The 22,368-nt window shown below is 66.8% G+C and carries 25 protein-coding genes and 1 tRNA gene; 16 read left to right on the top strand and 10 right to left on the bottom strand.

The features are described 5' to 3' along the window. Positions 1–27: 27 nt before the first annotated feature. The gene (gene mltG / locus P8R42_18305; protein ID MDG2306560.1) at positions 28–1,023 is read right to left on the bottom strand and encodes an endolytic transglycosylase MltG; all 996 of its coding nucleotides are present in this window, start codon (positions 1,021–1,023) and stop codon (positions 28–30) included. 243 nt (positions 1,024–1,266) lie between these two features. Between mltG and P8R42_18300 the strand changes: the two genes are divergently transcribed. The 5 genes from P8R42_18300 to P8R42_18280 all read left to right on the top strand — a co-directional run bounded on the left by P8R42_18300 (position 1,267) and on the right by P8R42_18280 (position 5,843). Continuing rightward, the gene (locus P8R42_18300) at positions 1,267–2,586 is read left to right on the top strand and encodes a peptidoglycan DD-metalloendopeptidase family protein (GenBank protein MDG2306559.1); all 1,320 of its coding nucleotides are present in this window, start codon (positions 1,267–1,269) and stop codon (positions 2,584–2,586) included. Between the two features lie 114 nt (positions 2,587–2,700). Next, positions 2,701–3,342, top strand: a complete 642-nt coding sequence (nthB, locus tag P8R42_18295) for a nitrile hydratase subunit beta (GenBank protein MDG2306558.1) — start codon at positions 2,701–2,703, stop codon at positions 3,340–3,342. Positions 3,343–3,358: 16 nt separating this feature from the next. Further along, a complete protein-coding gene (gene nthA, locus P8R42_18290; protein MDG2306557.1) occupies positions 3,359–3,973 on the top strand; it encodes a nitrile hydratase subunit alpha in 615 nt (204 codons plus the stop codon). Positions 3,974–3,976: 3 nt separating this feature from the next. Then, positions 3,977–4,324, top strand: a complete 348-nt coding sequence (locus P8R42_18285) for a nitrile hydratase accessory protein (GenBank protein MDG2306556.1) — start codon at positions 3,977–3,979, stop codon at positions 4,322–4,324. Positions 4,325–4,328: 4 nt separating this feature from the next. Further along, positions 4,329–5,843 (top strand): carboxyl transferase domain-containing protein, encoded by a 1,515-nt coding sequence (locus P8R42_18280; protein ID MDG2306555.1) that lies wholly within the window; start codon positions 4,329–4,331, stop codon positions 5,841–5,843. A 14-nt stretch (positions 5,844–5,857) separates the two neighbouring features. Here the strand turns inward: P8R42_18280 and P8R42_18275 are convergent, their stop codons facing one another. Beyond that, complete coding sequence (locus P8R42_18275) at positions 5,858–6,436, bottom strand: hypothetical protein (protein ID MDG2306554.1); 579 nt, start codon at positions 6,434–6,436, stop codon at positions 5,858–5,860. A 316-nt stretch (positions 6,437–6,752) separates the two neighbouring features. Here P8R42_18275 and P8R42_18270 point away from each other — a divergent pair, with 316 nt between their 5' ends. Further along, complete coding sequence (locus tag P8R42_18270; GenBank protein ID MDG2306553.1) at positions 6,753–7,061, top strand: hypothetical protein; 309 nt, start codon at positions 6,753–6,755, stop codon at positions 7,059–7,061. 9 nt (positions 7,062–7,070) lie between these two features. Here P8R42_18270 and P8R42_18265 read toward each other — a convergent pair whose 3' ends face one another. After that, positions 7,071–8,315, bottom strand: a complete 1,245-nt coding sequence (locus tag P8R42_18265) for a DUF1015 domain-containing protein (protein MDG2306552.1) — start codon at positions 8,313–8,315, stop codon at positions 7,071–7,073. A 78-nt stretch (positions 8,316–8,393) separates the two neighbouring features. Further along, positions 8,394–9,581, bottom strand: coding sequence for a mandelate racemase/muconate lactonizing enzyme family protein (locus P8R42_18260; protein ID MDG2306551.1), 1,188 nt, complete (start codon positions 9,579–9,581; stop codon positions 8,394–8,396). 78 nt (positions 9,582–9,659) lie between these two features. Between P8R42_18260 and P8R42_18255 the strand changes: the two genes are divergently transcribed. From P8R42_18255 to P8R42_18245, 3 genes are read left to right on the top strand one after another with little or no spacing between them, the layout of a single operon-like run. Continuing rightward, positions 9,660–10,697, top strand: a complete 1,038-nt coding sequence (locus P8R42_18255) for a hypothetical protein (GenBank protein ID MDG2306550.1) — start codon at positions 9,660–9,662, stop codon at positions 10,695–10,697. Between the two features lie 24 nt (positions 10,698–10,721). Further along, on the top strand, positions 10,722–11,855 hold the full coding sequence (locus P8R42_18250) for a sulfite oxidase (protein ID MDG2306549.1): 1,134 nt from the start codon (positions 10,722–10,724) through the stop codon (positions 11,853–11,855). Next, positions 11,855–12,436, top strand: coding sequence for a c-type cytochrome (locus P8R42_18245; GenBank protein ID MDG2306548.1), 582 nt, complete (start codon positions 11,855–11,857; stop codon positions 12,434–12,436). The genes P8R42_18250 and P8R42_18245 overlap by 1 nt, the downstream gene beginning before the upstream one ends. 161 nt (positions 12,437–12,597) lie before the next feature. On the opposite strand, the gene P8R42_18240 is transcribed toward P8R42_18245, so the two are convergent. From P8R42_18240 to alr, 4 genes are read right to left on the bottom strand one after another with little or no spacing between them, the layout of a single operon-like run. Beyond that, positions 12,598–13,197, bottom strand: coding sequence for an L-threonylcarbamoyladenylate synthase (locus tag P8R42_18240; GenBank protein MDG2306547.1), 600 nt, complete (start codon positions 13,195–13,197; stop codon positions 12,598–12,600). Further along, positions 13,194–14,474, bottom strand: a complete 1,281-nt coding sequence (gene purD / locus P8R42_18235; protein MDG2306546.1) for a phosphoribosylamine--glycine ligase — start codon at positions 14,472–14,474, stop codon at positions 13,194–13,196. Before purD ends, P8R42_18240 begins: the two co-directional genes overlap by 4 nt. A gap of 9 nt (positions 14,475–14,483) precedes the next feature. After that, positions 14,484–16,043 (bottom strand): bifunctional phosphoribosylaminoimidazolecarboxamide formyltransferase/IMP cyclohydrolase, encoded by a 1,560-nt coding sequence (gene purH, locus P8R42_18230; GenBank protein MDG2306545.1) that lies wholly within the window; start codon positions 16,041–16,043, stop codon positions 14,484–14,486. After that, complete coding sequence (alr, locus tag P8R42_18225; GenBank protein MDG2306544.1) at positions 16,040–17,155, bottom strand: alanine racemase; 1,116 nt, start codon at positions 17,153–17,155, stop codon at positions 16,040–16,042. Before alr ends, purH begins: the two co-directional genes overlap by 4 nt. A 64-nt stretch (positions 17,156–17,219) precedes the next feature. Between alr and thiS the strand changes: the two genes are divergently transcribed. The 6 genes from thiS (at position 17,220) to P8R42_18195 (ending at position 20,550) form a co-directional block, all read left to right on the top strand. Then, entirely contained in the window at positions 17,220–17,420 is a 201-nt protein-coding gene (thiS, locus tag P8R42_18220) for a sulfur carrier protein ThiS (protein ID MDG2306543.1), read from the top strand. A gap of 12 nt (positions 17,421–17,432) precedes the next feature. After that, positions 17,433–18,206 carry a thiazole synthase gene (locus P8R42_18215; GenBank protein MDG2306542.1) on the top strand — a complete coding sequence of 258 codons (774 nt, stop codon included), beginning with the start codon at positions 17,433–17,435 and terminating at the stop codon, positions 18,204–18,206. Between the two features lie 23 nt (positions 18,207–18,229). Beyond that, positions 18,230–18,856, top strand: a complete 627-nt coding sequence (gene thiE, locus P8R42_18210) for a thiamine phosphate synthase (GenBank protein MDG2306541.1) — start codon at positions 18,230–18,232, stop codon at positions 18,854–18,856. Between the two features lie 78 nt (positions 18,857–18,934). After that, on the top strand, positions 18,935–19,303 hold the full coding sequence (dksA, locus tag P8R42_18205; GenBank protein ID MDG2306540.1) for an RNA polymerase-binding protein DksA: 369 nt from the start codon (positions 18,935–18,937) through the stop codon (positions 19,301–19,303). Positions 19,304–19,411: 108 nt separating this feature from the next. Further along, positions 19,412–19,484: transfer RNA gene (locus P8R42_18200), tRNA-Ala, on the top strand. A gap of 160 nt (positions 19,485–19,644) precedes the next feature. After that, positions 19,645–20,550: an alkaline phosphatase family protein gene (locus P8R42_18195; GenBank protein ID MDG2306539.1), complete on the top strand. Its 906-nt coding sequence runs from the start codon at positions 19,645–19,647 to the stop codon at positions 20,548–20,550. Between the two features lie 220 nt (positions 20,551–20,770). Here the strand turns inward: P8R42_18195 and P8R42_18190 are convergent, their stop codons facing one another. Together P8R42_18190 and P8R42_18185 are read right to left on the bottom strand one after the other, a co-directional pair. Further along, positions 20,771–21,013 carry a hypothetical protein gene (locus P8R42_18190; GenBank protein ID MDG2306538.1) on the bottom strand — a complete coding sequence of 81 codons (243 nt, stop codon included), beginning with the start codon at positions 21,011–21,013 and terminating at the stop codon, positions 20,771–20,773. 92 nt (positions 21,014–21,105) lie between these two features. Beyond that, positions 21,106–21,297, bottom strand: a complete 192-nt coding sequence (locus tag P8R42_18185; GenBank protein MDG2306537.1) for a hypothetical protein — start codon at positions 21,295–21,297, stop codon at positions 21,106–21,108. Between the two features lie 15 nt (positions 21,298–21,312). Between P8R42_18185 and P8R42_18180 the strand changes: the two genes are divergently transcribed. Further along, positions 21,313–22,359, top strand: coding sequence for a 2-oxoglutarate and iron-dependent oxygenase domain-containing protein (locus P8R42_18180; protein ID MDG2306536.1), 1,047 nt, complete (start codon positions 21,313–21,315; stop codon positions 22,357–22,359). Positions 22,360–22,368: the final 9 nt, after the last annotated feature.

The following is a 22,368-nucleotide window of genomic DNA, read 5'->3' as shown; positions in this document are numbered from 1 at the left end:
TGGGTGGGTGATCAACCCCGAATTGACCTATCTTTGGTACTTTCTCACGGCCCTAGTGTGGGCTGAGAGGGACTGGTTGAATTCGTGGCTCCGGTCGTTTCGCGCCACGAAATACAGTGCTTTCGTCCCTTTTGTCGGGTAGACGGCGGCTTCCAGGGAGGCCAGGCCCGGATTCGCGATGGGGCCGGGCGGGAGGCCGCGGATCACGTAGGTGTTGTAGGGCGTCGCCCGCTTGAGGTCGCTGCGGCGGATGGGTTTGGTCCGCCCGGGGACTCCGTAGAGGACCGTGGGGTCCGCCTGGAGCGGCATTCCGCGCTTCAACCGGTTGTGGAAGACCGCTGAGATCAGGGGCCTCTCGGAGGCGATCGCGGCCTCGGTCTCGACGATCGAGGCTAGAGTGATCGCCTCGTGCGGGGTGAGGCCCTTGGCCTCGGCGGCTGCGTGGAGGCTCTCGTCGAAGACTTCGAAGAAGCGGGCCGTCATCCGTCCCAGGACCTCTTCCGGAGTGGGATCGTCGCCGAAGGAGTAGGTGTCCGGGAAGAGGTAACCCTCCAAGCCTCCGGCCGAAACTCCCAAGGATGCTGCGAAATCCGGGTTCGCCGCGAGCTCCTGGTAGTGCTCCGCGGACCCGAGGCCGGCCGCCTCGAGGCGCAGGGCGATCCGCTCAGCCGTCCAGCCCTCGGGGATGGACACCAACTCGAACCGCTGGGGACCGCTCACCAAGGCCTCCAGGACCTCTCCGGCGGTGGCGCCGCCCTCGAACTCGTAAACGCCGCTGCGCACCTGTCGGTCCACTTGACGCCAGCGCGCGAGCGCGAGGAAGGCCTCCGGACGCACGAGCACGCCGCGTTGCTGCATGCGGGCCGCGATCGCCGGCAGGGACTCGCCGTCGCCGATGCTGATCGCCGCGGGCACGTCGAGACGAGGCCCACGTTCCTCGAGGGTGTGGCGGACGACCAGTAGAATGGCGGTCAATCCCAAGAGGGGGGCGATCAAGAGTGCGCCGAGGATGCGTCGAGTCATGGCCGAGCGAGCATCCTAACGAGCGGGCGCCGACTTCGGGAGCCTAACAAAGGCGCTAGGATGGTCCCTTTCGGTTGACATCTGTGGAATCAACTGCGAGCTGAACGGCTTCGACTCGAGACGAGACGAGAGGAGGAGGTCACGCTGCAGAATCCAACCAAGCCGGATGCAGCGCGAGCCGGGGGTGGGGGTCTACTCGGTGTCGCGGTTTTGCTGGCAGTACTGAGCGCATCGGCGCTCGGAGTGAGCACGACCGCCTACTCGATGGACGTCGTGGGAAGTGAAAATCCAACACACTCCTGCTCCTCTCATGCCGAACAGGGCGTTTTGCTCGCCGAAGTCCCCAGCGAAGCTACCGTCCTCGATCTCGTCTGGATCGGCCAGGCCGCTCTCGGAGATCAGGCCAATGCGCTCGACGTCGATCGCGTCGTCCGCGTCCGCAACGGCGATACTTTTCTCGGGATGCTGGGGCGCAACGGTGTCCCCAAGAGCGATGCTCTCACCTGGTACCGCTCCTCGCGCAACGTGTTCAATCTCGCCCGGCTGAAGATCGGCCGGGACCTGCGTCTCAGCTTCGATGCTCAGGGCGAGCTCAGCGGCCTGGAATACGAGATCGACCGCCTGAACGTCTTCGTCGCCGAGCGTGGCGAAGACGGCGGGATCGTCGCCCGCAAGGGCGAAGTCCCCTCGACGACCGAGGTTCGCGGCGTGTCGGGTACGGTCGCTTCGAACATCACCGCCGATTGCCTTTCCGCCGGCGTGCCCTCCCGGGTCGTCCGCCAGATGGCCGGAATCTTCTCGAGCAAGGTCGACTTCAAGCACCTCCGGAAGGGCGACGCGTTCCGCGTTCTCTACGAGGTCAAGATCACCGAGGACGGCGATCAGATCCCGAGCGGCAGCCAGGTTCTGGCCGCCGAGGTCCAGACCCGCGGGAAGTCCCACACGGCGCTGCGCGCCGACGACAACGGCGAGAAGACGTATGTCGACCTCGAGGGTGTCCCGCTTCAGCGCGTCCGCGCCGATTCGGACCTTCGCTACCCGGTCGAGTTCACGCGCATCAGCTCACGCTTCAGTACCTCGCGACTGCATCCGAAGACGCGTCGTCGCCGTCCGCACCTCGGCGTCGACTTCGCCGCGCCTCACGGCACTCCGGTTCGCGCCGTCGCCGACGGGCAGATCGAGTACGCGAAGTGGCACGGCCAGATGGGTCGCACGATCCGCATCGATCATGGCCGCAACGTGAAGTACGATTCGATGTACGGTCACCTCACGCGCTACGCGCGCGGCATCAAGGGCGGCAAGCGCGTTCACCGCGGTGACGTCATCGGCTACGTTGGCAGCACGGGGCTCGCCACCGGCCCGCACCTGCACTTCTCGCTGGTCCACGGAAAGCGCTTCGTCGACCCCCTGAAGGCCCTGAAGCAGGTCCAGTACAAGAAGCCCACCCGCCTCACCGGCGACAGCTTCGAAAAGGCCAAGACCCGCCTGGTCTCCGCCCTGGGCACCCTCGACGACGAAGGTCCCGTCCGCCTCACCCGCTTCGCCGACGCCCGCGACCTCTGAGGTCCCGGAGGGGGGGACGTTGGTTAGTCTCCCAAAAAGTGTTTAGTCGATGCTCGCGATCCGTCTCGAGCGGCGCGCGACTAAACGTTTTCGGGGAGACTAACCAACGTCCCTATGGATGGGATTCACGACATGGGTGGGATGCACGGCTTTGGGGCTGTGCCTGCGGAGACGGGCGACGCGGTCTTTCGCGAGGAGTGGGAGGCCCGGGTTCACGGGATGGTCTACGTGCTGCTGGGTGTGGGGATCGGGAACGTGGACGCGTTTCGGCATGCGATCGAGAGGATCGCTCCCAAGGACTACCTTCGTGTCGGGTACTATGGGCGTTGGATTCGGGCAGCGGAGTCGCTGCTCGTCGCACGCGGCCTCCTGCGGGCCGGTGAACTCCAGGAGGCTCTGGACGGAACCCGCGCGCCGTCGGCGACGGTGCGGGCCACTGCGGGACCCCCGGCCGATGGATTCTTCCGTGAGGTCGAGGCCGCGCCGCGGTTCGCGGTTGGGGCTGCGGTCCGTGTGCGGAACCTCCACCCGCAGGGCCACACGCGGCTGCCGGGATACGTACGCGGCAAGTGCGGCGTCGTGGGGCGGGTTCACCCCGCGTGCATCCTGCCGGACACCAACGCGCACGGGCAGGGGGAGTGTCCGGAGTACCTCTTCTCGGTTCGTTTCGAGGGGCGCGAGCTCTGGGGGGACACGGCCGAGCCCGGGGCTCCGGTGTCGGTCGACTTGTTCGATCGGTACCTGGAACCCGTCTGACCGAAAGGGAGCGAGAGTGTCCGGAAAAAACCACGACCACGACCACGAGCACTCGGAGAACGAGCTGCGCGCGGAAGCCCTCGAGACGATTCTGACCGAGAAGGGCATCGTCACGGCCGAAGCGATCGACGGGATCATCCGTCTCTTCGAAGAGGACATCGGTCCGATGAACGGCGCGCGCGTCGTCGCACGTGCCTGGACCGACGACGACTTCCGAATCCGCCTGCTTGCCGACGCGACCACGACCGTCGGCGAACTCGAGCTCGCGATGATCCCCGAGGCACCGCTCGTCGTCGTCCCGAACGAGCCCGGCGTCCACAACGTCGTCGTCTGCACCCTATGCTCTTGTTATCCCTCGGGCCTCCTCGGGATCTCGCCCGCCTGGTACAAGGATCCCGCCTACCGGTCGCGCGTCGTGCGCGAGCCCCGCAAGGTCCTCTCGGAGATGGGCCTGGATCTGGACCCGGATCTGGAGGTTCGCGTCTGGGACTCGAGTGCCGAGCTCCGATACATGGTCCTGCCCGAGCGCCCGTCGGGCTGCGAGGATTGGGACACCGAGCGCCTCGCGACGCTCGTCACGCGCGATTCGATGATCGGCACGGGTCGTCTGCGCGATCCGTCGAAGAGCTGACTCGTGGCCGACCCCAAGACCCCGCGCGTGTTGGACGCAGTCGGTCCCGCCGCGCCGCCACGCAAGAACGGTGAGCTGGTTTTCGATGAGGTCTGGGAGGGACGGCTCTTCGGCCTGACGATGGCCCTGTACGACAGCGGTGCGTTCGCTTGGGACGAGTTCCGCGATCTCTTGATCGACGAGATCGGGCAGTGGGAGCGGGCGCATCCGAGCGGTGCGGACTACCACTACTATGAGCGCTGGCTCGGTGCTTTCGAGCGGCTCGTCACCGAAAAGGGCCTCTGCGCCAAGGGAGATCTGAGCGGACGGCGCGCCTCCCTGGCAGCCCGTCCGGCGGGCCACGATCACTGACCGTTTGGCTACCAAGGGCGGGTTCGGTACGAGCGACGAGGTGAGCCGAAGCCGCGACAGTATCAAGGACTGGGAGCCGATCCTCCAAGAACTGGCCGAGCGCCGCGCGTCGTCGCGGGCGATGGGCGGGCCCGAACGGATCGAGCGCCTCATGACCCAGCGCGGGAAGCTCGACGCGCGTCGCCGGATAGAGCTTCTCTTCGACCCGGGCACCTTCGTCGAGATCGGTCCGCTCGCCGGTAGTTCCGAGGCGCCCGCCGATGCCCTCGTCGCGGGCATGGGCAAGATCCACGGCCGCCCCGTGCTCGCGGGCGCGGAGGACTTCACCGTGCTCGGCGGCTCAATCGGCAACGTGTCGATGGCGAAGCGCTACCGGATCTGCGAGCTCGCTACGCAGGAGCGCATGCCCCTGATCTTCATGCTCGACGGCGCCGGCCACCGACTCACCGAAACTGAGAGCCCGGGGCGCGCGCCGAACGACCTGCTCTCGCTGGCCGATCTCTCGGGGCAGGTCCCGATGGTGTGCCTGGTCCTGGGCGCTTCGGCCGGACACGGCGCGCTCACCGCACCGCTGTCCGATCTCACGATCATCACCGAGTCGGCCGCGATGTTCACAGCCGGACCGCCGCTCGTGAAGGCGGGCACGGGCGAGGACGTGACGAAGGAAGAGCTCGGGGGCCCGCAGGTCTGCGCCGACGAGGCAGGTGTGGCGCACAACGTCGTCGCCGACGACGAAGAAGCGATCGCGATGGCGCGCCGGTATCTCGAGTACCTCCCGGCCTACGCGGGCGATTCGCAGCGCCGTCGTGAGGCGCCGGACACGGGCCCACGTCTGCTCGACGACATCCTCGGGCACATCTCGCCGAACCCGAGACGCGTGTACGCGATGCGGCCGGTGCTGAAGATGCTGGTCGACGAAGGAAGCCTCTTCGAAGTGCAGCCGCGCTACGGGGCGTCGATCCTCACGGCGCTCGGCTTCATCGGGGGTCGGGCTGTCGCCATCGTTGCCAACGATCCGTCGGTGCGCTCGGGATCGATCGACAGTGCGGCCGCGATCAAGGCGGCCGACTTCATCGACAATGTCGGTGCGTTCGGCCTCCCGTTCCTCTTCCTCGCGGACAACCCGGGTGTGATGGCGGGAACCGCCGCGGAGCGATCGGGCATCCTCAAGTGGGCGGGGAAGATGTACAAGGCGCAGCGCCGTCTCACGTCTCCCAAGATCCACGTGACGCTTCGCAAAGCGTTCGGTTTCGGCACGTCGATTATGGCGCAGAACCCCTTCGACCGGCAGACCCTCTGCTACGCGTTGCCGACGGTGACGCTGGGCGCGATGCCGGCGGACAGCGGCGGCAAGGCCGCGAAGCTCGACGACGAAGAGCGCGCGCGGCTGGTCAAAGAGCAGTCTGCCGGCGCGTGGAAGATGGCAGCCCGCCTCGGGTACGACGACATCCTCGACCCGCGCGAGCTTCGCAACGGCGTCCTGAACGGGCTGTCCTTGCTCGACAACCGCCTCGCCTGACGCGAACGCCCGGATTACACCCGCAGCTGGAGGTAGTCGTCGCGTATTTGCGGGATCGACCGGACCTGGGAGCGGTACTTCTCGAGGAACCGGTCCATGTCGGGCGGCTGTGGCGGCTCCTCGTGCGACGAGAACGATATTCGCCCGCGCGCCGGACCGCGGCGTCCACGTGCGCCGATTGGGCCGCGCTCGGGCCGGTCTTCTAAAAGGAGGACATCGAGTTCATCAGCGGAATGAGGCCGCCTACCAGCGCCGAGGCGAGCTGTTGGTTCTGCGCCTTCCCGCAATGGGCACGCGCGCGTGCGGCGTCGGTTTTCGGCTGCCGCTGGGCGGCGCGGAATTCTCCGAGCTGGGCGAGTCGCGCTCTCTCTGTGGACCTCCTCCGCGCACCCGGTCATGCCCGGGTCGGAGCGGGCGTGATCGCGCTCGGCGACCCACGCGAGCGCCTCCTTGTTGCCGCTCCGCACGTTTTCGACGACGCCCTGGATCGTCGGCTGGGTTGCGCTGTCATTCCAGTTCAGCGGGCTCCACTCGCGTATGAGGCGGATCTCGCCCAGCTTCTCTCCCTGCGCGGTGAACACCCGGTACGACACCTCGTAGAGGAGTGTCCTCCAGGTCTTTGAGTCGGCGCTTCAGGTCCCCGAGGGCCTGAACGTCGGTATCGCGGGCCGAGGCGTTGTCGAAGGCCTCACCGTATTCATGGGGCAGGTCGGCGGCAGGCGTGCGAGTGGGCACCGCGGTGAGACCGGACGCAAGCGCGATCGAGAGCACCAGACAGGCCATCTTCATGCTCTCCTGGCTACGTCCCGTTCGGCGCCGAGTTGTTCAGGGTCGGTCTAATTTCCGAGGAAAAACGGGGCTTTCGCCATAGGCTCCTCGTTCGGCCCGGACGTCTGGGTACAATGGCTCATGCCGAACCGATCGCTCGTGGCTTCTCTTTGGGTCCTCACCTGGGTCCTGCTTCAGCCGCCGGTCCGCCCGGATGGGACCGTCGTGACGGGCGCCAGCCTGGCGAGCTGGGTGGTGAACGGACAGTTCCCGACGGAGAAGGCCTGCAACAACAGCCGAAGCGCGAGTCAGGCGGCGCTGGCGTACGGGCTTACCGAATCCGGCGGTGTCGCCGGCAACGGGGCGATGGTGATTCTGGGGGCCAAGTGCATGTCGATGGACCAGCTAAAGAAGCTGCTGGCTCCGCCCCCCGTAGACGTCGATCCCTGACGGGTCGCCTCAGTCTTTGCGGCCAATCGGGTTGTACGCGAGGCCGGAGAGAACCTTCGGATAGAAGTACGTCGACTTCTGCGGCATCGTGAGCTCGTCTCGGGCGATCGCGAGAACGTCGTCGACGCCGGGCGGCGGCAGGAGGACCGCGAGTTCCGTCTCGCCTTTTTCGACGGCGGTAATCGTCTCGTGCTCGTCGTGCGTATACTTGAATCGGTCGGGCGCGACTCCGTCCAGGACGACTTCGTGCAGGAACGTGACGTCGAGGGCGGACAGCGAGGGCGGTCGCGTGTCGAGGTGCTTGCGGGCGCCGTCACCCGGTTCGAGGAGAAGCCCGCCCGGGACACCGCGACGGAGGATGCCGAGACGCGGAACGCGCTCGCCGACCGGTCCGACTCCCAGAGCCGTCCAGAGCGCCATCGCGTCGTCGAAGGCGGTGATCTTGCAGTTCGCCTCCCAGTTCGCGAGCAGCTCGCCGTGCGGGGCGGGGTCGGCGAGGAGTCGGTGCGTCGGGAGCACGACGAGGCCCGGGTCCTTTGTCGAGCACATGTGCGTGAGGACGAAGTCGTAAGGTTGGGGATCCGTCGGCGCGCCGGCTTCGTTCCGTCGCTCGTTTCGGTAGGCGAGCGACGTCTCGTACCGATGGTGTCCGTCGGCGATGTAGACGGGTTCGCTCGAGATCTTCTCCATCAGTTCGGCCATGAGCGACTCGTCCGTGAGGCGCCACACGCGCTGGGTGACGCCGGCCTCGTCCGTGAAATCGACGATCTGCTCGCCGCGGTCGGTCATTCCGGCGAGCCCGAGCGACTTGTCGATGAACGTGAAGATCGGGCTCAGGTTCGTCTCACAGGCTCGAATGAGCTGCATCCGGTCGGCCTTCGGACCGTCGAGCGTGCGCTCGTGGGGCAGAACGATCCGGTCGTCGAATTCCTCCAGCTGCAGCGATGTGAGGAGCCCCCAGCGCACGAACGTTTCGCCGTTGATCTCGAACCCCTGCGAGTAGAGGTACATCGCAGGCTTGTCTTCCTGAGCGATGAGGCCGGCCGCCTTCCAGGTCTCGAGCAGGTCCGCCGCCGTGCGGTACTTTTCTTCGCCCAGGGGCAGGATGACGTGGATCGCACCGGCTTCGCGCAGGGTCCGCAGCCGGGCGCGCTCCGGCTCGCTGATCACGTCGTAGGGCGGGGCCACGAGTTCGGCGATGGGGCCGGCTTCGGGGGTGTAGCGGAAGGGGCGAAAGGGACGGATCGTGGCCACGTGGACTCCTCGGCTGGCGAAGCGCCGGGGGTGTGATCCCGGCTGATCGCCTTTATCTAGCGAAAGCCCCGGAGGGCTTCATCCGGCCGGTTCTTCGTCCATCTCGAGGTGGAGGCGATCGCCCATGTAGGGGTGGGTCGCGAGCACGTCTTCATCGAGCTCGATTCCGAGCCCGGGTTCCGTCGGGGGAATCACGTAGCCGTCTTCCCAGCGAATCGGCGTTTTCAGGACGTCCGCATGGAATCCGCCCCAGGTCTCGATTCCTTCCAGGAGGAGAAAGTTCGGGGAGCAGGCGGCGAGCTGGATGTTCGCCGCGCCCTCGACCGGGCCGCAGTACAGATGGGGCGCGATCTGGGCGTAGTGCGCTTCCGCCATTCCCGCGATTTTCTTCGCCTCGAGCAGACCACCGACGCGGCCGAGCGCCATCTGGAGGATCGATGCGGCTCCGGTCTCGAGGACGCGGGCGAACTCGTACTTGGTGGTGAGTCGCTCGCCGGTCGCGATCGGGATCCGTGTTTGCCGAGCGACGCGCGCCATCTGTTCGGGGCTTTCCGGCGGCGTCGGTTCTTCGAACCAGAGCGGGTCGTACGGCTCCAGCCGTCGCGCGAGGCGCAAGGCGCCCGACGGCGTGAACTGTCCGTGCGTGCCGAACAGCAGATCGGCCTTCGAGCCGACGGAGTCGCGGATCTTCGAGACGAACTCCTCGCTCCGGTCCAGGATCTCCAGAGACGGTTGCCGCGGATCGAACACGCTGTAGGGGCCCGCGGGGTCGAACTTCACCGCGGTGAACCCCAGGGCGACGTACTCCGCGGCGCGCTTCGCGGCGAGATCGGCATCGATGTACACGTCAGCCGTGTCGTCCGGCCTCGGGTAGAGATAGGTGTACGACCGTAGGCGCTCGTGCACGAGTCCCCCGAGGAGCTCGTACACTGGTTTCCCGACAGACTTGCCGATGATGTCCCAGCAGGCGTTCTCGAGGGCGGAGAGGACGCCCATGAGCGAGAGGTCCGGACGCATCGAGTAGCCGCGGCCGTAAACCTTCCGCCAGAGCGCTTCGATCCGGAAGGGGTCGGCGCCCTCCAGGTGGCGTCCGAAGACGTCTTCGACCATCGCGACGACGGTCTTTGGGCCAAAGGTGTCGGCGTAGACCTCGCCGACGCCGGTGATGCCGTCATCGCTCGTGAGCTTCACGAAGATGAAGTACCGCCCACCGAAGCCCGGCGGCGGGTTGCCGACGATGAAGGTCTGGAGATCCTGGATCTTCATCTCCTGCAGATACTACCGCTTGCGAAGGAATGGGAACCGGCTTCTTCTGCCGCTCGGTCTGCGCTAGATCGGCGTACGATGTCGAGCGAGCGCTGGATCGAATCCGAACCCGCAGAGCCGCTGGTCGAGCGGGGGCCGGCCCTCACGGCCTCACAGGTGTCCAGTTGGCGGGAGCGGGGTTTCGCGCTCGTCCACGGGCTGTTTCCCGAGGCGCTCATTGCGCAGGCGCGGCGCGACGCACTCGTTTCGTTTGGCACCGAGCCGCCAAGCGACCACGCCGACTTCGGGAGCCAGGGGCGCATGGAGTTTCCGACGCCGAGCGCGGCGGTGAATGCACTGACGCTGCATCCGCGCCTCCTCACGGCCCTTTCGCAGCTGCTCTCGGTGCCGGTCTCCGAGGTTCGGCTCACGCAGTCGGATTTGTGGCCAAAGTACGGTCGGAAGAACCCGAGCACCCATCCTCGCGACAACCGCGATCAGCGGATCCACGTCGACTATCCGAACCACACGCTCCTCCACCCGCCCCGCTGGCACGAACCGGAAGCCGTCGAGCTGATCGTCTACCTGAGCGACGTCGGCGAATGCGGAGGACCGACCGCCGTCGTGCCCCGCGAGGGGCCGGACGATCCCGCGTACGAGTGGCCGATCGTGAAGACGCCGGGCGTCGGTGCGCTGCCGTGGGTGAACGACCGCTTGCAGGCCGAGCAGCTTCTTCGCGAGGAAGCTCCGGACGTAGCCCGGTGGCGGGCCGAGCATCTCTATCCGCGCGAGCGCTACGTGAGATACCGTGTCGGCACCGCGTTGCTGTATCGGCACGATACGTGGCACCGGGGAACGCCACTCGACATCGGCGCGCTGCGGCTCGTACAGAATATGACGTTTCGCAAAGCGGCGAGCGAGTGGATCAGCGTGCTTCACACCGGCTGGACGTGGGCTATGTATCGTCGCTCGCAGGTGATGGAACGAATTGTCGCGACGTCGTCGGTCCAGCAGCGTTGCGTGCTGGGGTTCCCGTCACCGGGGGACGCGTTTTGGACGGAGGACCACGTCGCTGCGATCGAGGCGCGCTACGGGCCACTGGGCATGGACGTGGCTCCCTATCGGCGTGGTTCGTGATACTGTGGCTCGCGTGAGGTGCGGATGAGGGGACTCTCGTGGACGCTGTCGCGTCGTCATTTTCTTGCGACCGCGGGTGGTGCGGCTGTTGCGGCTCTGGCGGCCCCGGCGCGGGCCGCCGATTTTCTCGAGTATGGCCACTCACCGCAACAGCTCGAGGCGCCGCTCTCGTCGTTCGACAGGCTCATCACGCCGAACGACGACTTCTTCGTGCGAAGCCACTTCCGGCCACCGGCGCTGCGGGCACAGCGCGCTCTCTCCATCGTCGGAGACGTCGGCCGAACGGTCTCGCTCACTCCCGCTGAACTTCGGGAGCTTCCGTCGGTGACCGTCACCGCCGTCACGGTCTGCGCCGGGAGCGGCCGCTCCTTGTACAGTCCGCGCGTGCCCGGCGTACAGTGGGGGCACGGGGCGATGGGCCAGGCGGAGTGGCGCGGCGTTCGCCTGGCGGACCTGTTGGCGAAGGCGGGTGTCGGAAAGGCGGCTGCCCACGTGGCGCTGATCGGCGCAGACCTGCCGCCGCTCCCGACGACCCCCGCGTTCCATCGGAGCATCCCGCTCAACCGAGCGCTCGATCCGACGACGGTGGTGGCCTTCGAGATGAACGGTGCGCCGATTCCGCTCGCGCACGGCGGCCCGACGCGCCTGGTGGTGCCGGGATGGGCGGCGGACAACTGGACGAAGTGGCTCACCGAGATTCGCCCGCAGAAGGACGAGGAGCCCGGCTTCTTCATGCAGAAGGCGTACCGGATGCCAGACACACCGGTGAAGCCGGGGGTGGCGGTGCCGCACGATCAGATGAGTCCCGTGCACGAGTTCCCGGTGAAGTCGGTGATCGCCCAGCCGGCCCATGGGCGGTCGGTTCCCGCGGGCCGCTGCGGTGTCTCGGGCGTCGCATTCTCCGGCCACGGTGCGATCGAGCGGGTCCAGCTATCGGGCGACGACGGCAAGACGTGGGTCGACGCGTCGCTCGAAGGCGAGCCGGGCCTGGGTCGCTGGCAGGTGTTCCGGGCCGATGTCGAGCTCGCAAGAGGGACGGCCGTCGTCACGGCGCGCGCGACTGACGCGAAGGGGAACGTGCAGCCGGAGACGCCGTCTTGGAATCCCAGCGGTTACTTTTGGAACGGTTGGCACCGCGTCTCTGTGGAGGTCGCGTGATGCGCGCGCTCGCGTTGGCGGTCGGCTTGACGCTGCTTCTTCCGGTCGCGGCAGCTAGAGCGGACGATGATGGCGCGGAGGCGGTCGAGGCGCTGTGCGCGGTCTGCCACCGAGCCGACCTCATTCACCAGCAGCGTCTGGACGAGAAGCAGTGGCGCGCGACCGTCGACAAAATGGTCTCTTGGGGTGCCCAGGCGGATGACGACGACCTGAAGGACATGCTCGTCGCGTACCTGTGGGCGAACTACGGCCCGGATGCGGGGCCGTTCGTCGCGAAGCGCGTGGCGCCGAATGTGGCGCGGGCGGAACTCCTCCCGCTCCCGGACGGGCCGTTCGCCGGCGGTAACGCGGAGCGAGGGAAGGCGTTGTACGACAGCGACTGCGCCGGGTGTCACGCGGCGAGCGCACGGGGCGATCTCGGTCTCAACCTCGTCGACATGTACTTCTTGTACCGCGCGCCCGACTTCGCGCAGATCGTTCGGGGCGGGCGAGGCGAGATGATGCCCGGCCGGCCCATGGACGACGCGGGCGTAGGTGATCTTCTCGCGTATCTGAGGCGGTTCCCCGGCGCGTCGGAGTAGCGGGTTGGTTCGGACGCTTCGGGCGTAGGTGCCCCCCCCCACTCGGAACTCGGCCGGCCCTCTGCCGGGGTGCGGAGTGATGTGCACGGTAGTGGCTCCCGCGCCCAGTAAGCCTCCCGATCGGGAATGGGAAGTCCCGCCCTACCTCCGTCGGGATCTGTTCAGGAGCCCGCGAGCACCGCGTGGATCGCCGGGCCGTCGATCGGGCCGGGCCGCAGGATCCGGTAGGGCGGACCGGGGTCGAGAATCGTCGACGGTTTCCCTTCGCGTCGGCCGGCGTCGAGGTATACGCAGACGTCGTCCCCGAAGTACCGCCGCGCGGTCGCGGCGTCGTGCGCCGATTCGAGGTCGGCTGGGTTGGCGCTGGGGGAGGCGAGCGGGCGACCGAGAGCGGCCGAGAGCCGGCGGGCGATGTCGTCGCTCGACACGCGGCAGCCGGTGAGGCCTTCCCGCACGATGGGGGTGGGCAGGTCGGGTCGCGCCGGTACGAGGAGCGTCAGCGGCCCGGGCCAGAACGCCGCGGCAAGCTTGGCCACGTCGCCCGCTGTCGAGGTCGTGATCTGTTCGAGCATCGCGGCGTTGCCGAGGATGACCGCGATGCCCTTCTCGGCCGGTCGCCGCTTCACCGCACAGAGCCTAGCGAGAGCTTCGGGGTTCAGTGCGTCGCAGCCGATGCCGTAGACGGTCTCGGTGGGGAAGACCACGAGGTCTCCCGCCGAGAGGGCTGCGGCGGCGCGCTGGATCTCGCCTTCGTCGATCACGCGCCCCGCGCGATCGCGCGCCGTCCGATGTCCCGGCGAAGCTGCATGCCGGGGAACTCGATCTTCGCGGTGGCCTCGTACGCGCGCTCGACGGCGCTCGCGATCGTCTCGCCGAGCGAGGTCACGCCGAGGACACGGCCACCCGTGGTCACGACTTCGCCCCCGCTCGCCCCGGTACCGGCGTGGAACACGTAGGAGTCGGGCACGTCCGCGGCCTCGTCGAGCCCACGGATCGTCGCACCCTTCTCGGGCGTGCTCGGGTACCCGGGGGCGGCCAAGACGATGCAGGCGGCGGCGCGCGAGTCCCACTCGAGTTCGATTTCGTGCAGGCGCTCGTCGACGACGGCATCGATCAAGTCGAGGAGATCCGTTTGCAGCCGCATGAGGAGGGGCTGGCACTCAGGATCGCCGAAGCGGACGTTGAACTCGAGTACGCCGATCTTGCCGTCTTCGATCATGAGCCCGGCGTACAGCACGCCTTTGAACACGATGCCGCGCTTCCGGAGCGTGGCGACCACGGGCTCGAGCACCGTCTTTGTCACTTCTTCGAACAGCTCGGGCGTGACGACCGGGGCGGGGGAGTAGGCGCCCATGCCGCCGGTATTGGGGCCGGTGTCGCCGTCGCCGATTCGTTTGTGGTCCTGCGAGGTCGCGAGCGGGAGCACCGTGCGGCCGTCGGTCAGTGCGATGAAGGACGCTTCTTCGCCGCCGAGTTTGGCTTCCAACACGACGCGGGCGCCCGCAGAGCCGAACACCCGGTCCCGCATGATCGAGTCGATGGCGGCCCGTGCCTCGTCGAGCGTCTCCGCAACGGTAACACCCTTCCCCGCAGCGAGGCCGTCCGCCTTCACGACGATCGGCGCGCCGACCTCGTCCAGGTAGGCATGGGCGGCGTCCGCGTCCTCGAAGGTGCCGTACGCGGCGGTTGAGACGCCGGCTTCGTCGAGAAGGCCTTTCGTGAACGCCTTGCTGGCCTCGAGCTCGGCGCCGGCTTGGTTCGGGCCGAACGCCCGGACGCCACGACGGGTCAGCTCGTCGACGAGGCCCGCGGTGAGCGGTGCCTCGGGGCCGACCACGACGAGGTCGACCTTCTCGCGTTCGGCGAGGTCGGCGAGCGCGGGTACGTCGTCGGCGGAGACCGCTACGCACTCTGCATCCTTCGCGATCCCGGCGTTGCCGGGAGCACACAGTATACGCCCTACGCGGGGCGACGCCCGCAGCTTCCAGACGAGTGCGTGTTCTCGCCCGCCGCCTCCTACGACCAGGATGTCGGTCATCCGCTCGTCCTAGTGCCGGAAGTGGCGCGCGCCGGTCATGACCATCGTCGCGTCCTTTGCGTCGGCGGCGGCGACCGCGTCGTCGTCTTTCACGCTGCCGCCGGGTTGTACGATGGCGGTCGCGCCGGCATCGAGTGCGAGTTCGACGCCGTCGGGGAAGGGAAAGAACGCGTCGCTCGCAAGCGCGCTTCCCTGAAGATTCAGCTCACGTCGCTTCGCCTTGTCGATTGCGATGCGAACGGAGTCGACGCGTGAGGTTTGTCCTCCGCCGACGCCGAGCGTTCGGTCGGGACCCGCGAGGACGACCGCGTTCGACTTGACGTGCTTCACGACGCGCCAGCCGAACGTCATCGCAGCGAGCTCATCAGAAGAAGGAGCACGTTTGCTCGCGACCTTGGATGCGGCGGGGTCTTCGAGGTTCGTGTCGCGGTCCTGGACGAGGAAGCCGCCGGCGACGCCGCGGATGTCGAGCTCCTCGGTCGGCATCTGATCCTGATGCCAGCGCATGAGACGACGGTTCTTTTTCTTCTGGAGAAGGGCGAGGGCTTCCGGTGTGAAATCCGGAGCGATCAGGACCTCGGTGAAGATCTCGTCGACGGCTTCGGCCAGCGGCAAATCCCACGTGCGGTTCGAGACGAGGATGCCGCCGAACGGGGACTCTGGGTCGGTCTCGAACGCCTTCTGGTATGCGTCGCGGGGCGAGTCTCCGGCGCCCACGCCGCAGGGCGTGTTGTGTTTGAGGATGGCAACGACCGCACGCGGATCGCTCGAGAACTCCATCATCAACCGCAGCGCCGAGTCGATGTCGACGATGTTATTGAACGAGAGCTCCTTGCCGTGCAGTTGCTCGAGAATCTCGGTGAACCGACCGAAGAGGGCGGCCTTCTGATGCGGGTTCTCGCCGTACCGAAGATGGGATTCCAGAGGCAGCGCGAGGTGCATGGTCTCGCCGAACGGGGCTTCTTCAGTCTTGTCCTGGCCGCCGAGATAGTCGGCGATCATTCCGTCGTAGGCCGCCGTCGCGCGGAACACCTGCTTGGCGAGGCGCGCGCGGGTGGCAAGCGTCGTCGCGCCCCCGTTCGCCTTCATCTCTTCCAGGACGACTGCGTAGTCGGCCGGGTCGGTGAGCACAGTCACGGCGGAGTGATTCTTCGCAGCCGACCGAAGCATCGAAGGGCCGCCGATGTCGATGTTCTCGATCGCTTCCTCGAACGTGCAGCCACGCGAGGTCACTTCCTTGAACGGGTAGAGATTGACGCACACCAGATCGATGGGCGGGATGCCGTGTTCCTCCATCGCCGCGACGTGCTCTGGGAGATCGCGCCGGCCGAGGAGGCCGCCGTGGATCTTCGGGTGCAGCGTCTTAACGCGTCCGTCGAGCATCTCGGGGAAGCCGGTGTGCTCGGCGACTTCGATGACCGCGAGGCCGGCTTCGCGGAGCATCTTTGCGGTACCGCCAGTCGAGAGCAGTTCGACGCCGTGTTGGGCGAGGCCCTGTCCGAGCTCGAGGATGCCTGCCTTGTCGCTCACCGAGATCAGGGCGCGGCGGATCGGTGTGTTGTCGCTCATTCGTTCCTTCCTTGGTAGATCCGCGGTGCGTCGCGGGCGATGCGGGTGAGGAGTTCGTAGCCGATCGTGCCGGCTCGCTCCGCGAGGTCCATCACGTCGGGACCATCGGGTCCGCCCCAGAGCGTGACTTCGTCGCCTGGTTGGGCGTCTTCGATTTCTGTGACGTCGATGGTGGTGTGGTCCATGGAGACCGTGCCCGCCACGGGGGCGCGTTTGCCACGCACCGAGACCTCCCCGCGATTCGAGAGTGCGCGGGGGTAGCCCTGGCCGTAGCCGACCGGCACGATGGCGAGCCGGGTCTCCCGCTCGGTTTCGAACGTCCAGCCGTAGCCGACGCCGACGCCGCGAGGGGCCGTCTTCACGTGGAGAATTCTGGTCTTGAGTTCCATGACTGGTCGGAGATCCAGCGACGGTACCGACGGGTCGGGGCGGCGCTGCGGAAGGCATCCGTATAGCAGGAGACCTGGCCGAACCATGTCGAAGTGGGCGCGCGGAGAGGCGAGGACGCCGGCGCTGTTTGCCAGGTGCTTGATCTGTGGTCGGAGCCCCGCGGCCTCGACCTCGGAAACGGCCTTCTCGAACCCGCTGATCTGGTCGTCGACGCTGGTGTGCCCGGGCAGGTCGGCGCAGGCCAGGTGCGAGAAAACGCCGCCCACCGACACGGGGAGGCTCGCGGCCGCCTTGGCGAGGCGTCCGGCGTCGTCGGCGCCCAGGCGGCGCATTCCGGTGTCGAACTTCAAATGGACGGGGAGACGTGCGCCCGGGGGAACCTCGGCGGCGAGTGCGTGGAGGTCGCCCGTGTCCCAGACGACCGGGACCAGGCCCAGGCGGATCGCGTCCGGCGTGTGGGCCGGCTCGATGCCGCTCAGGACGAGAATCGGAACCACGAGCCCTGCTTCACGGAGCTCGCGGGCCTCGTCCAAGTTGCTCACAGCGAGCATGTGGGCTCCGGCCCCCAGCAGTGCTCGGGAAACGGGAACGGCGCCGTGGCCGTAGGCATTCGACTTCACGACCGCGCACACCTTCGTGTCGGGGCTGACGATCCGGCGGATCTCCCCGAGGTTGTGCGCCAGCGCGTCCAGGTTGATTGTGCAGACGGCGCGCGGGGTCATGCATGCGGCTACCAGAGCCGAATCCAGGTTGTAAAGACGGGGGCTCGCCACTATGTCCTGGTTCGTGGAGATTCAGTTGAACGGCGAGCCGCGCGATGTCCGCGACGACTCCTCGCTCACGGATTTACTCGAAGTTCTCGGTCTCGGGAGCCGTCGCGTCGCGGTCGAATTGAACCGCGATATCGTGCCGCGCCCGAGTTACTCGACGACGAAGCTTACCGCTGGGGATGTCGTCGAGGTCGTACAATTCGTCGGCGGTGGATGAAGAGCCTGCGTCATGGATGATCCGTTCCTTCTCGGTGGAAAGAGCTACAAGTCGCGGCTGATCGTTGGCACCGGCAAGTACAAGGACTTCGAGGAAACCCGTCGGGCGATCGACGCGAGCGGCGCCGAGATGGTCACCGTTGCGGTGCGCCGCGTGAACATCACGGACCCCGGCAAGGAGAACCTGCTCGACCACGTTCCGCCGACTGAGTTCACGATCCTGCCGAATACGGCGGGCTGCTACACCGCGGACGAGGCAATCCGGACGGCGCGACTCGCGCGCGAAGCCGGCGTCGGGAACCTCGTGAAGATCGAGGTCATCGGAGACGAGAAGACGCTCTTCCCCGACGTGGCCGCCACGATCGAGGCGTCGCGGATTCTGGTCGAGGAGGGCTTCGTCGTCCTGCCGTACGTCACGGACGACCCGATCACCTGCAAGAAGCTCGAGGACATCGGTTGTGCTGCGGTCATGCCGCTCGCCGCGCCGATCGGTTCCGGTCTCGGCATCCGGAATCCCTACAATCTGAAAATCATCCTCGAGCAGAGCTCGGTGCCCGTCATCGTGGACGCGGGCGTCGGCTGTGCGTCCGACGCAGCGCGTGCCCTCGAACTCGGATGTGATGCGGTCCTCATGAACACTGCGATCGCCGGCGCCGACGACCCGATCAAGATGGCCGAAGCCATGCGCCTGGGTGTTGAGGCCGGGCGCCTGTCCTACCGCGCCGGGCGGATCGCTCGGAAGTTGTACGCCACGGCGTCGAGTCCGATCGAGGGGATGCTCGACTGACCGACGCGCCGTTCGACCCGCCGTTGCTTCTGGTCACGGACCGGCAACGTTTCGGTGCGCCCGACGGGGACGAAATCTTCGCTGCGGCGGAATGGCAGGTGTTGCAGGCCGCGGAGCACGCGGGGGTCGGAGCGATCCAGTTGCGCGAGAAGGGTCTCGATGGCCGCAGAGTTTTCGAGCGGGCGCGACGACTCGTCGAACTCTGCGCGGGCGGCACGACGCGCGTGCTCGTGAATGATCGGGCGGACATCGCACGTGCGGCGAACGCCGCCGGAGTTCATCTTCCGGGCGCGGGTCTGGCCGTCGAGAATGCGCGGTCGGTCGTCGGGCCGGGCGCGCTGATCGGTCGTTCGGTTCACGGTCGCGAAGAGATCGCGGCGAGTGCGGGCGCCGACTATCTCATCTTCGGCCCGATCTTCGAGACACCCAGCAAACAGCGCTATGGCGCACCGCAAGGTCTCGAGAGACTTGCAGAATTTTCGCGTGCTTCGGACGTCCCGGTCGTGGCGATCGGTGGGATCACGGTCGAACGCGTCGGCGATGTCCTTGCATGCGGTGCGTGTGGGGTTGCGGTGATGGGCGCGATTTTGTCGTCAGACAATCCGTCAGGCTCCGTTCGCGCGTTCAAGGAAGCGCTCGCGTCGCGTTAACGTACTTCTCTTCGCAATGCCCTGCTGATAGCTTCGGTAGTCGTGTTGCAGAGAAATGTCTTCCCCGCGGCCGAAGCGTTGACCGCCCACGAGCTCGTCTATTTCCGCGAGCTTCTCGAAGAGCGCAAAGAACAGCTCATCGGCGAGGCAGGGCGTACCGCACACGACATGGGCGACAATGAAGCCGAGGGCTTCCCGGACCCGACCGACCGCGGGGTGATGGAGAGTGAGCGCAATCTCGAACTCCGCATCCGCGACCGCGAACGAAAGTTGATCAGCAAGATCGACGAAGCGATGGAGCGGATCGAGCAGGGCTCCTTCGGACTTTGCGAGGAGTGCGAAGAGCCGATTGGGGCCAAGCGCTTGCAGGTCCGACCGGTCACGACTCTCTGCATCCGCTGCAAGGAAGAGCAGGAACAAGCCGAAAAGTCCGCGAGTTCGCGCTAGGCTCCGTCGCCTGGCGCCGGACCGCCTTCGGGCCCCATCTTGAAGGTGGGAGAGCCCGTTGATAGATCTCCGGAGTCCGGCGCCCATCCGCCGGGATTCACACCTCCTGGGGCAGTAGCTCAGTTGGGAGAGCACCACGTTCGCAACGTGGGGGTCGAGGGTTCAAATCCCTTCTGCTCCACTCCGGGGGAGCCCCGCCGCAAGGCGGGGCTCCAGCCTCGGAGGTCGGAGGGGACGTTGGTTAGTCTCGCCGAAAGTGTTTAGTCGAACGGAGGAGGGGTGTCTCGCTAAACGTTTTCGGCGAGATTAACCAACGTCCCCCCCCCTGGACAGGAGTTCTCGTGAGGACGAAGTTGGGTTGGTTGATCGTGGGGCTTTGTGTGGTCGTGGTTGGGTGTGGGGATGGGGCATCGGTTTCAGATGGTGGCGGTGGGGCTCCGGCGGTCGAGAGAACGCGGAAGGTCTTGCTCATCGGGATTGATGGGGTGCGGCCGGATGCGTTGCAGGTCGCGGTGACGCCGAATCTGGATGGGCTGATTGCGGGCGGGGCCGTGTCGTATGCGGCGCAGACGGTGACGCCGTCGTCTAGCGGGCCCGGATGGTCGACGATGTTGACGGGTGTGTTGCCGGAGAAGCACGAGGTGCTGACGAACCTCTTCCTGCATCCGGCCTTCGACGCGCACCCGCCGGTCACCACCCGGATCGAGGCAGCACAGTCGGAGCTCGTCACGGCGTCGATCGTGCACTGGGATCCGATCAACCTCTTCATCCTGACCGACGCCGACGTCGACCGGCAGCTGCCGACGGACGCCGAGGTGGCCGCCGAGGCGGCTGCGCTTCTGCGCGACGGAGACCCGGACTTCCTCTTTCTCCATTTCGACGAAGTCGATGGCACCGGTCACGCGATCGGATTCTCGCCCGACATCCCCGAGTACCTCGAGCGCATCGCGATCACGGATGGTCACATCGGGACGGTGCTCGACGCTCTGCGTGGGCGGCCCACGATCGACGAGGAAGACTGGCTGATCCTGTCGTCGACCGATCACGGCGGTCTCGGCGTTTCCCATGGCGGGATCACGACGGCAGAGCAGACGATCTACGTTCTGGTTTCCGGTGGCGGTGCCGCGAGCGGCACGATCGAGCCGGCCCCCTCGATCGCGGACGTTGCCGCGACTGCGCTCCAGTGGCTCGAAATCGAGATAGACCCGGCTTGGGACCTCGACGGGACGCCCGTCGGCTTGCGCTAACCGCGCCGACGAGACGACGTCGCTCGCGCGACCGGCTACCGCTCGCGCACCATCCGCTCGATCCACCGTCTCGGGGGTCCGCTGGTACCAGATCAGCGACGAGTGTCCGGGCGAGAAAGAGGTGGAACGGAAACACGACGGCGGCCAGAAGGCGCTTCTTTTGCCACTCCTCGAGCGTGCCGTGGCCCGGCAGGTTCGTGATCGGCGGAGAGGGCGTGTGCTATCTGGTAGGCATGGCCAGGACCGAGTAGGGCCCTTGGTTGTCGGGGACATGGAACAGCCGAGCGGGGAAGATCGGCTGCAGTAGGTCTCGGTGGATCGCGATGTGGTGGTACGCCTCCATGAAGTTGTCGACGAGGACCTTCGAGCCGAGGAGCGCCGCCGTCGATCCCGTAGGCCCACGAGTGGCACGGGCACCGAAGCGCGGCGGCGTTCCCCGTTCCGGAGACGATCTTGGCGGCACGGTGCGCGCAGATCCGAGAGAGAACTGGAACTTCGCCGGCCTCGTCGCGCGTGACGACGAGCTTCTCTCCGAGGAGGTCGACCGTTGCGTAGTCACCGACTCGCCACCTGCTCCGCGGGGCCGATGCAGAGCCACTCGGGTCGAAGTACACGCTCGGTCTCGCGATCGAAGAGCGCATGCGAGGTGTATGCCTGCGGCGGAAGGCTGAAGGCGCGCTCTAGAGGGAGCTGGGCGTTTGCGGGTCTCTCTTCAGAAAGAACCGGCGGCACGTTCGTCTCGGGCATAGAGCGCCCTCTATCATGTCGGGTCGATTGCGTTCCGAGCACCTGACGGATCACAATGCTCGGGTGGTCCACGTGCGCACGATCGATCTCGGCTCGGGGGAGGGCGAGTCTACTCTCCCCCCGCTCGCGCGCGACGTCGTAGACGAAATCGCCTCCGCTTGTCGCGAGATCGGCTTCTTCCAGATCGTCGGCCACGGGATCGCGGCCGAACGCATTGATCGGCTCCGGCACGATATGCACCGCTTCTTCCAGCAACCCGTCGCCGTGAAACGCGAGGTGCTCCGCACCGAGGTGCATCCGTGGGGCTACTACGACAAGGAGCTCACCAAGAATACGCCGGATTGGAAGGAGGTTTACGACTTCGGCCGTCTGCCGCATCCCGATCGGCCTGAGGATGACCCGTCGAACGCCGGCTTGGATGGTCCGAATCGTTGGCCGACCGATCTCCCCGGTTTCCGTTGCGCGATGTTGGAGTACCTCCAGGCGTGTGAGCGTGTTGCGCTCCGGCTGCTGGGCGGGATGGCGACGGGCCTCGACGCATCGCCGGAGACCCTCGAGGCTCACTTCCGGCCGATGCACTCGAGCTTCGTGCGATTGAACCACTACCCCGTTTGCGACGACCCGGCGTCGCCGGAGACGCTCGATCTTCCGATCGAAGGCCGGCTCGGAGTGAACCAGCACAACGACGCCGGTGCCCTGACGCTGGTCGCGCAGACCGATGAGCGTGGACTCCAAGTCCGAACGGATGCCGGCTGGCTGGGTGTCGAACCGATTCCGGGCGCGCTCGTCGTCAACATCGGCGACATGATGCAGGTCTGGTCGAACGACCGGTATCGCTCGCCCCTACATCGCGTCGTCGTCAGCGATCGAACCGAGCGCTACAGCGCGCCGTTTTTCTTCAATCCGAGCTACGACGCCGTCTGTGCGCCGCTGCCGGATCCCGGTCGTGCGCCGCGCTATCGACCGGTCCCGTGGGGGGAGTTCCGCAGCCTTCGGGCGGCGGGAGACTATGCGAATGTCGGAGAAGAGGTGCAGGTTGCCGACTACCGGATTTCCCGCTGACGCCGCTGG

The sequence above is a fragment of the Candidatus Binatia bacterium genome (genome assembly GCA_029243485.1).
GTDB lineage: Bacteria > Desulfobacterota > Binatia > UBA12015 > UBA12015 > VGTG01.
This window is presented reverse-complemented; position numbering and strand designations above follow the sequence as displayed.

Coding starts and splice junctions, on each gene's coding strand:
- purH (MDG2306545.1), bottom strand. CDS start 16,043: ATGAGCGACAACACACCGATCCGCCGCGCCCTGATCTCGGTGAGCGAC.
- P8R42_18260 (MDG2306551.1), bottom strand. CDS start 9,581: ATGAAGATCCAGGATCTCCAGACCTTCATCGTCGGCAACCCGCCGCCG.
- mltG (MDG2306560.1), bottom strand. CDS start 1,023: ATGACTCGACGCATCCTCGGCGCACTCTTGATCGCCCCCCTCTTGGGA.
- P8R42_18215 (MDG2306542.1), top strand. CDS start 17,433: ATGGATGATCCGTTCCTTCTCGGTGGAAAGAGCTACAAGTCGCGGCTG.
- P8R42_18270 (MDG2306553.1), top strand. CDS start 6,753: ATGCCGAACCGATCGCTCGTGGCTTCTCTTTGGGTCCTCACCTGGGTC.
- purD (MDG2306546.1), bottom strand. CDS start 14,474: ATGACCGACATCCTGGTCGTAGGAGGCGGCGGGCGAGAACACGCACTC.
- alr (MDG2306544.1), bottom strand. CDS start 17,155: ATGACCCCGCGCGCCGTCTGCACAATCAACCTGGACGCGCTGGCGCAC.
- P8R42_18250 (MDG2306549.1), top strand. CDS start 10,722: ATGAGGGGACTCTCGTGGACGCTGTCGCGTCGTCATTTTCTTGCGACC.
- nthB (MDG2306558.1), top strand. CDS start 2,701: ATGGATGGGATTCACGACATGGGTGGGATGCACGGCTTTGGGGCTGTG.
- P8R42_18255 (MDG2306550.1), top strand. CDS start 9,660: ATGTCGAGCGAGCGCTGGATCGAATCCGAACCCGCAGAGCCGCTGGTC.
- P8R42_18245 (MDG2306548.1), top strand. CDS start 11,855: ATGCGCGCGCTCGCGTTGGCGGTCGGCTTGACGCTGCTTCTTCCGGTC.
- P8R42_18185 (MDG2306537.1), bottom strand. CDS start 21,297: ATGCCCGAGACGAACGTGCCGCCGGTTCTTTCTGAAGAGAGACCCGCA.
- P8R42_18180 (MDG2306536.1), top strand. CDS start 21,313: ATGTCGGGTCGATTGCGTTCCGAGCACCTGACGGATCACAATGCTCGG.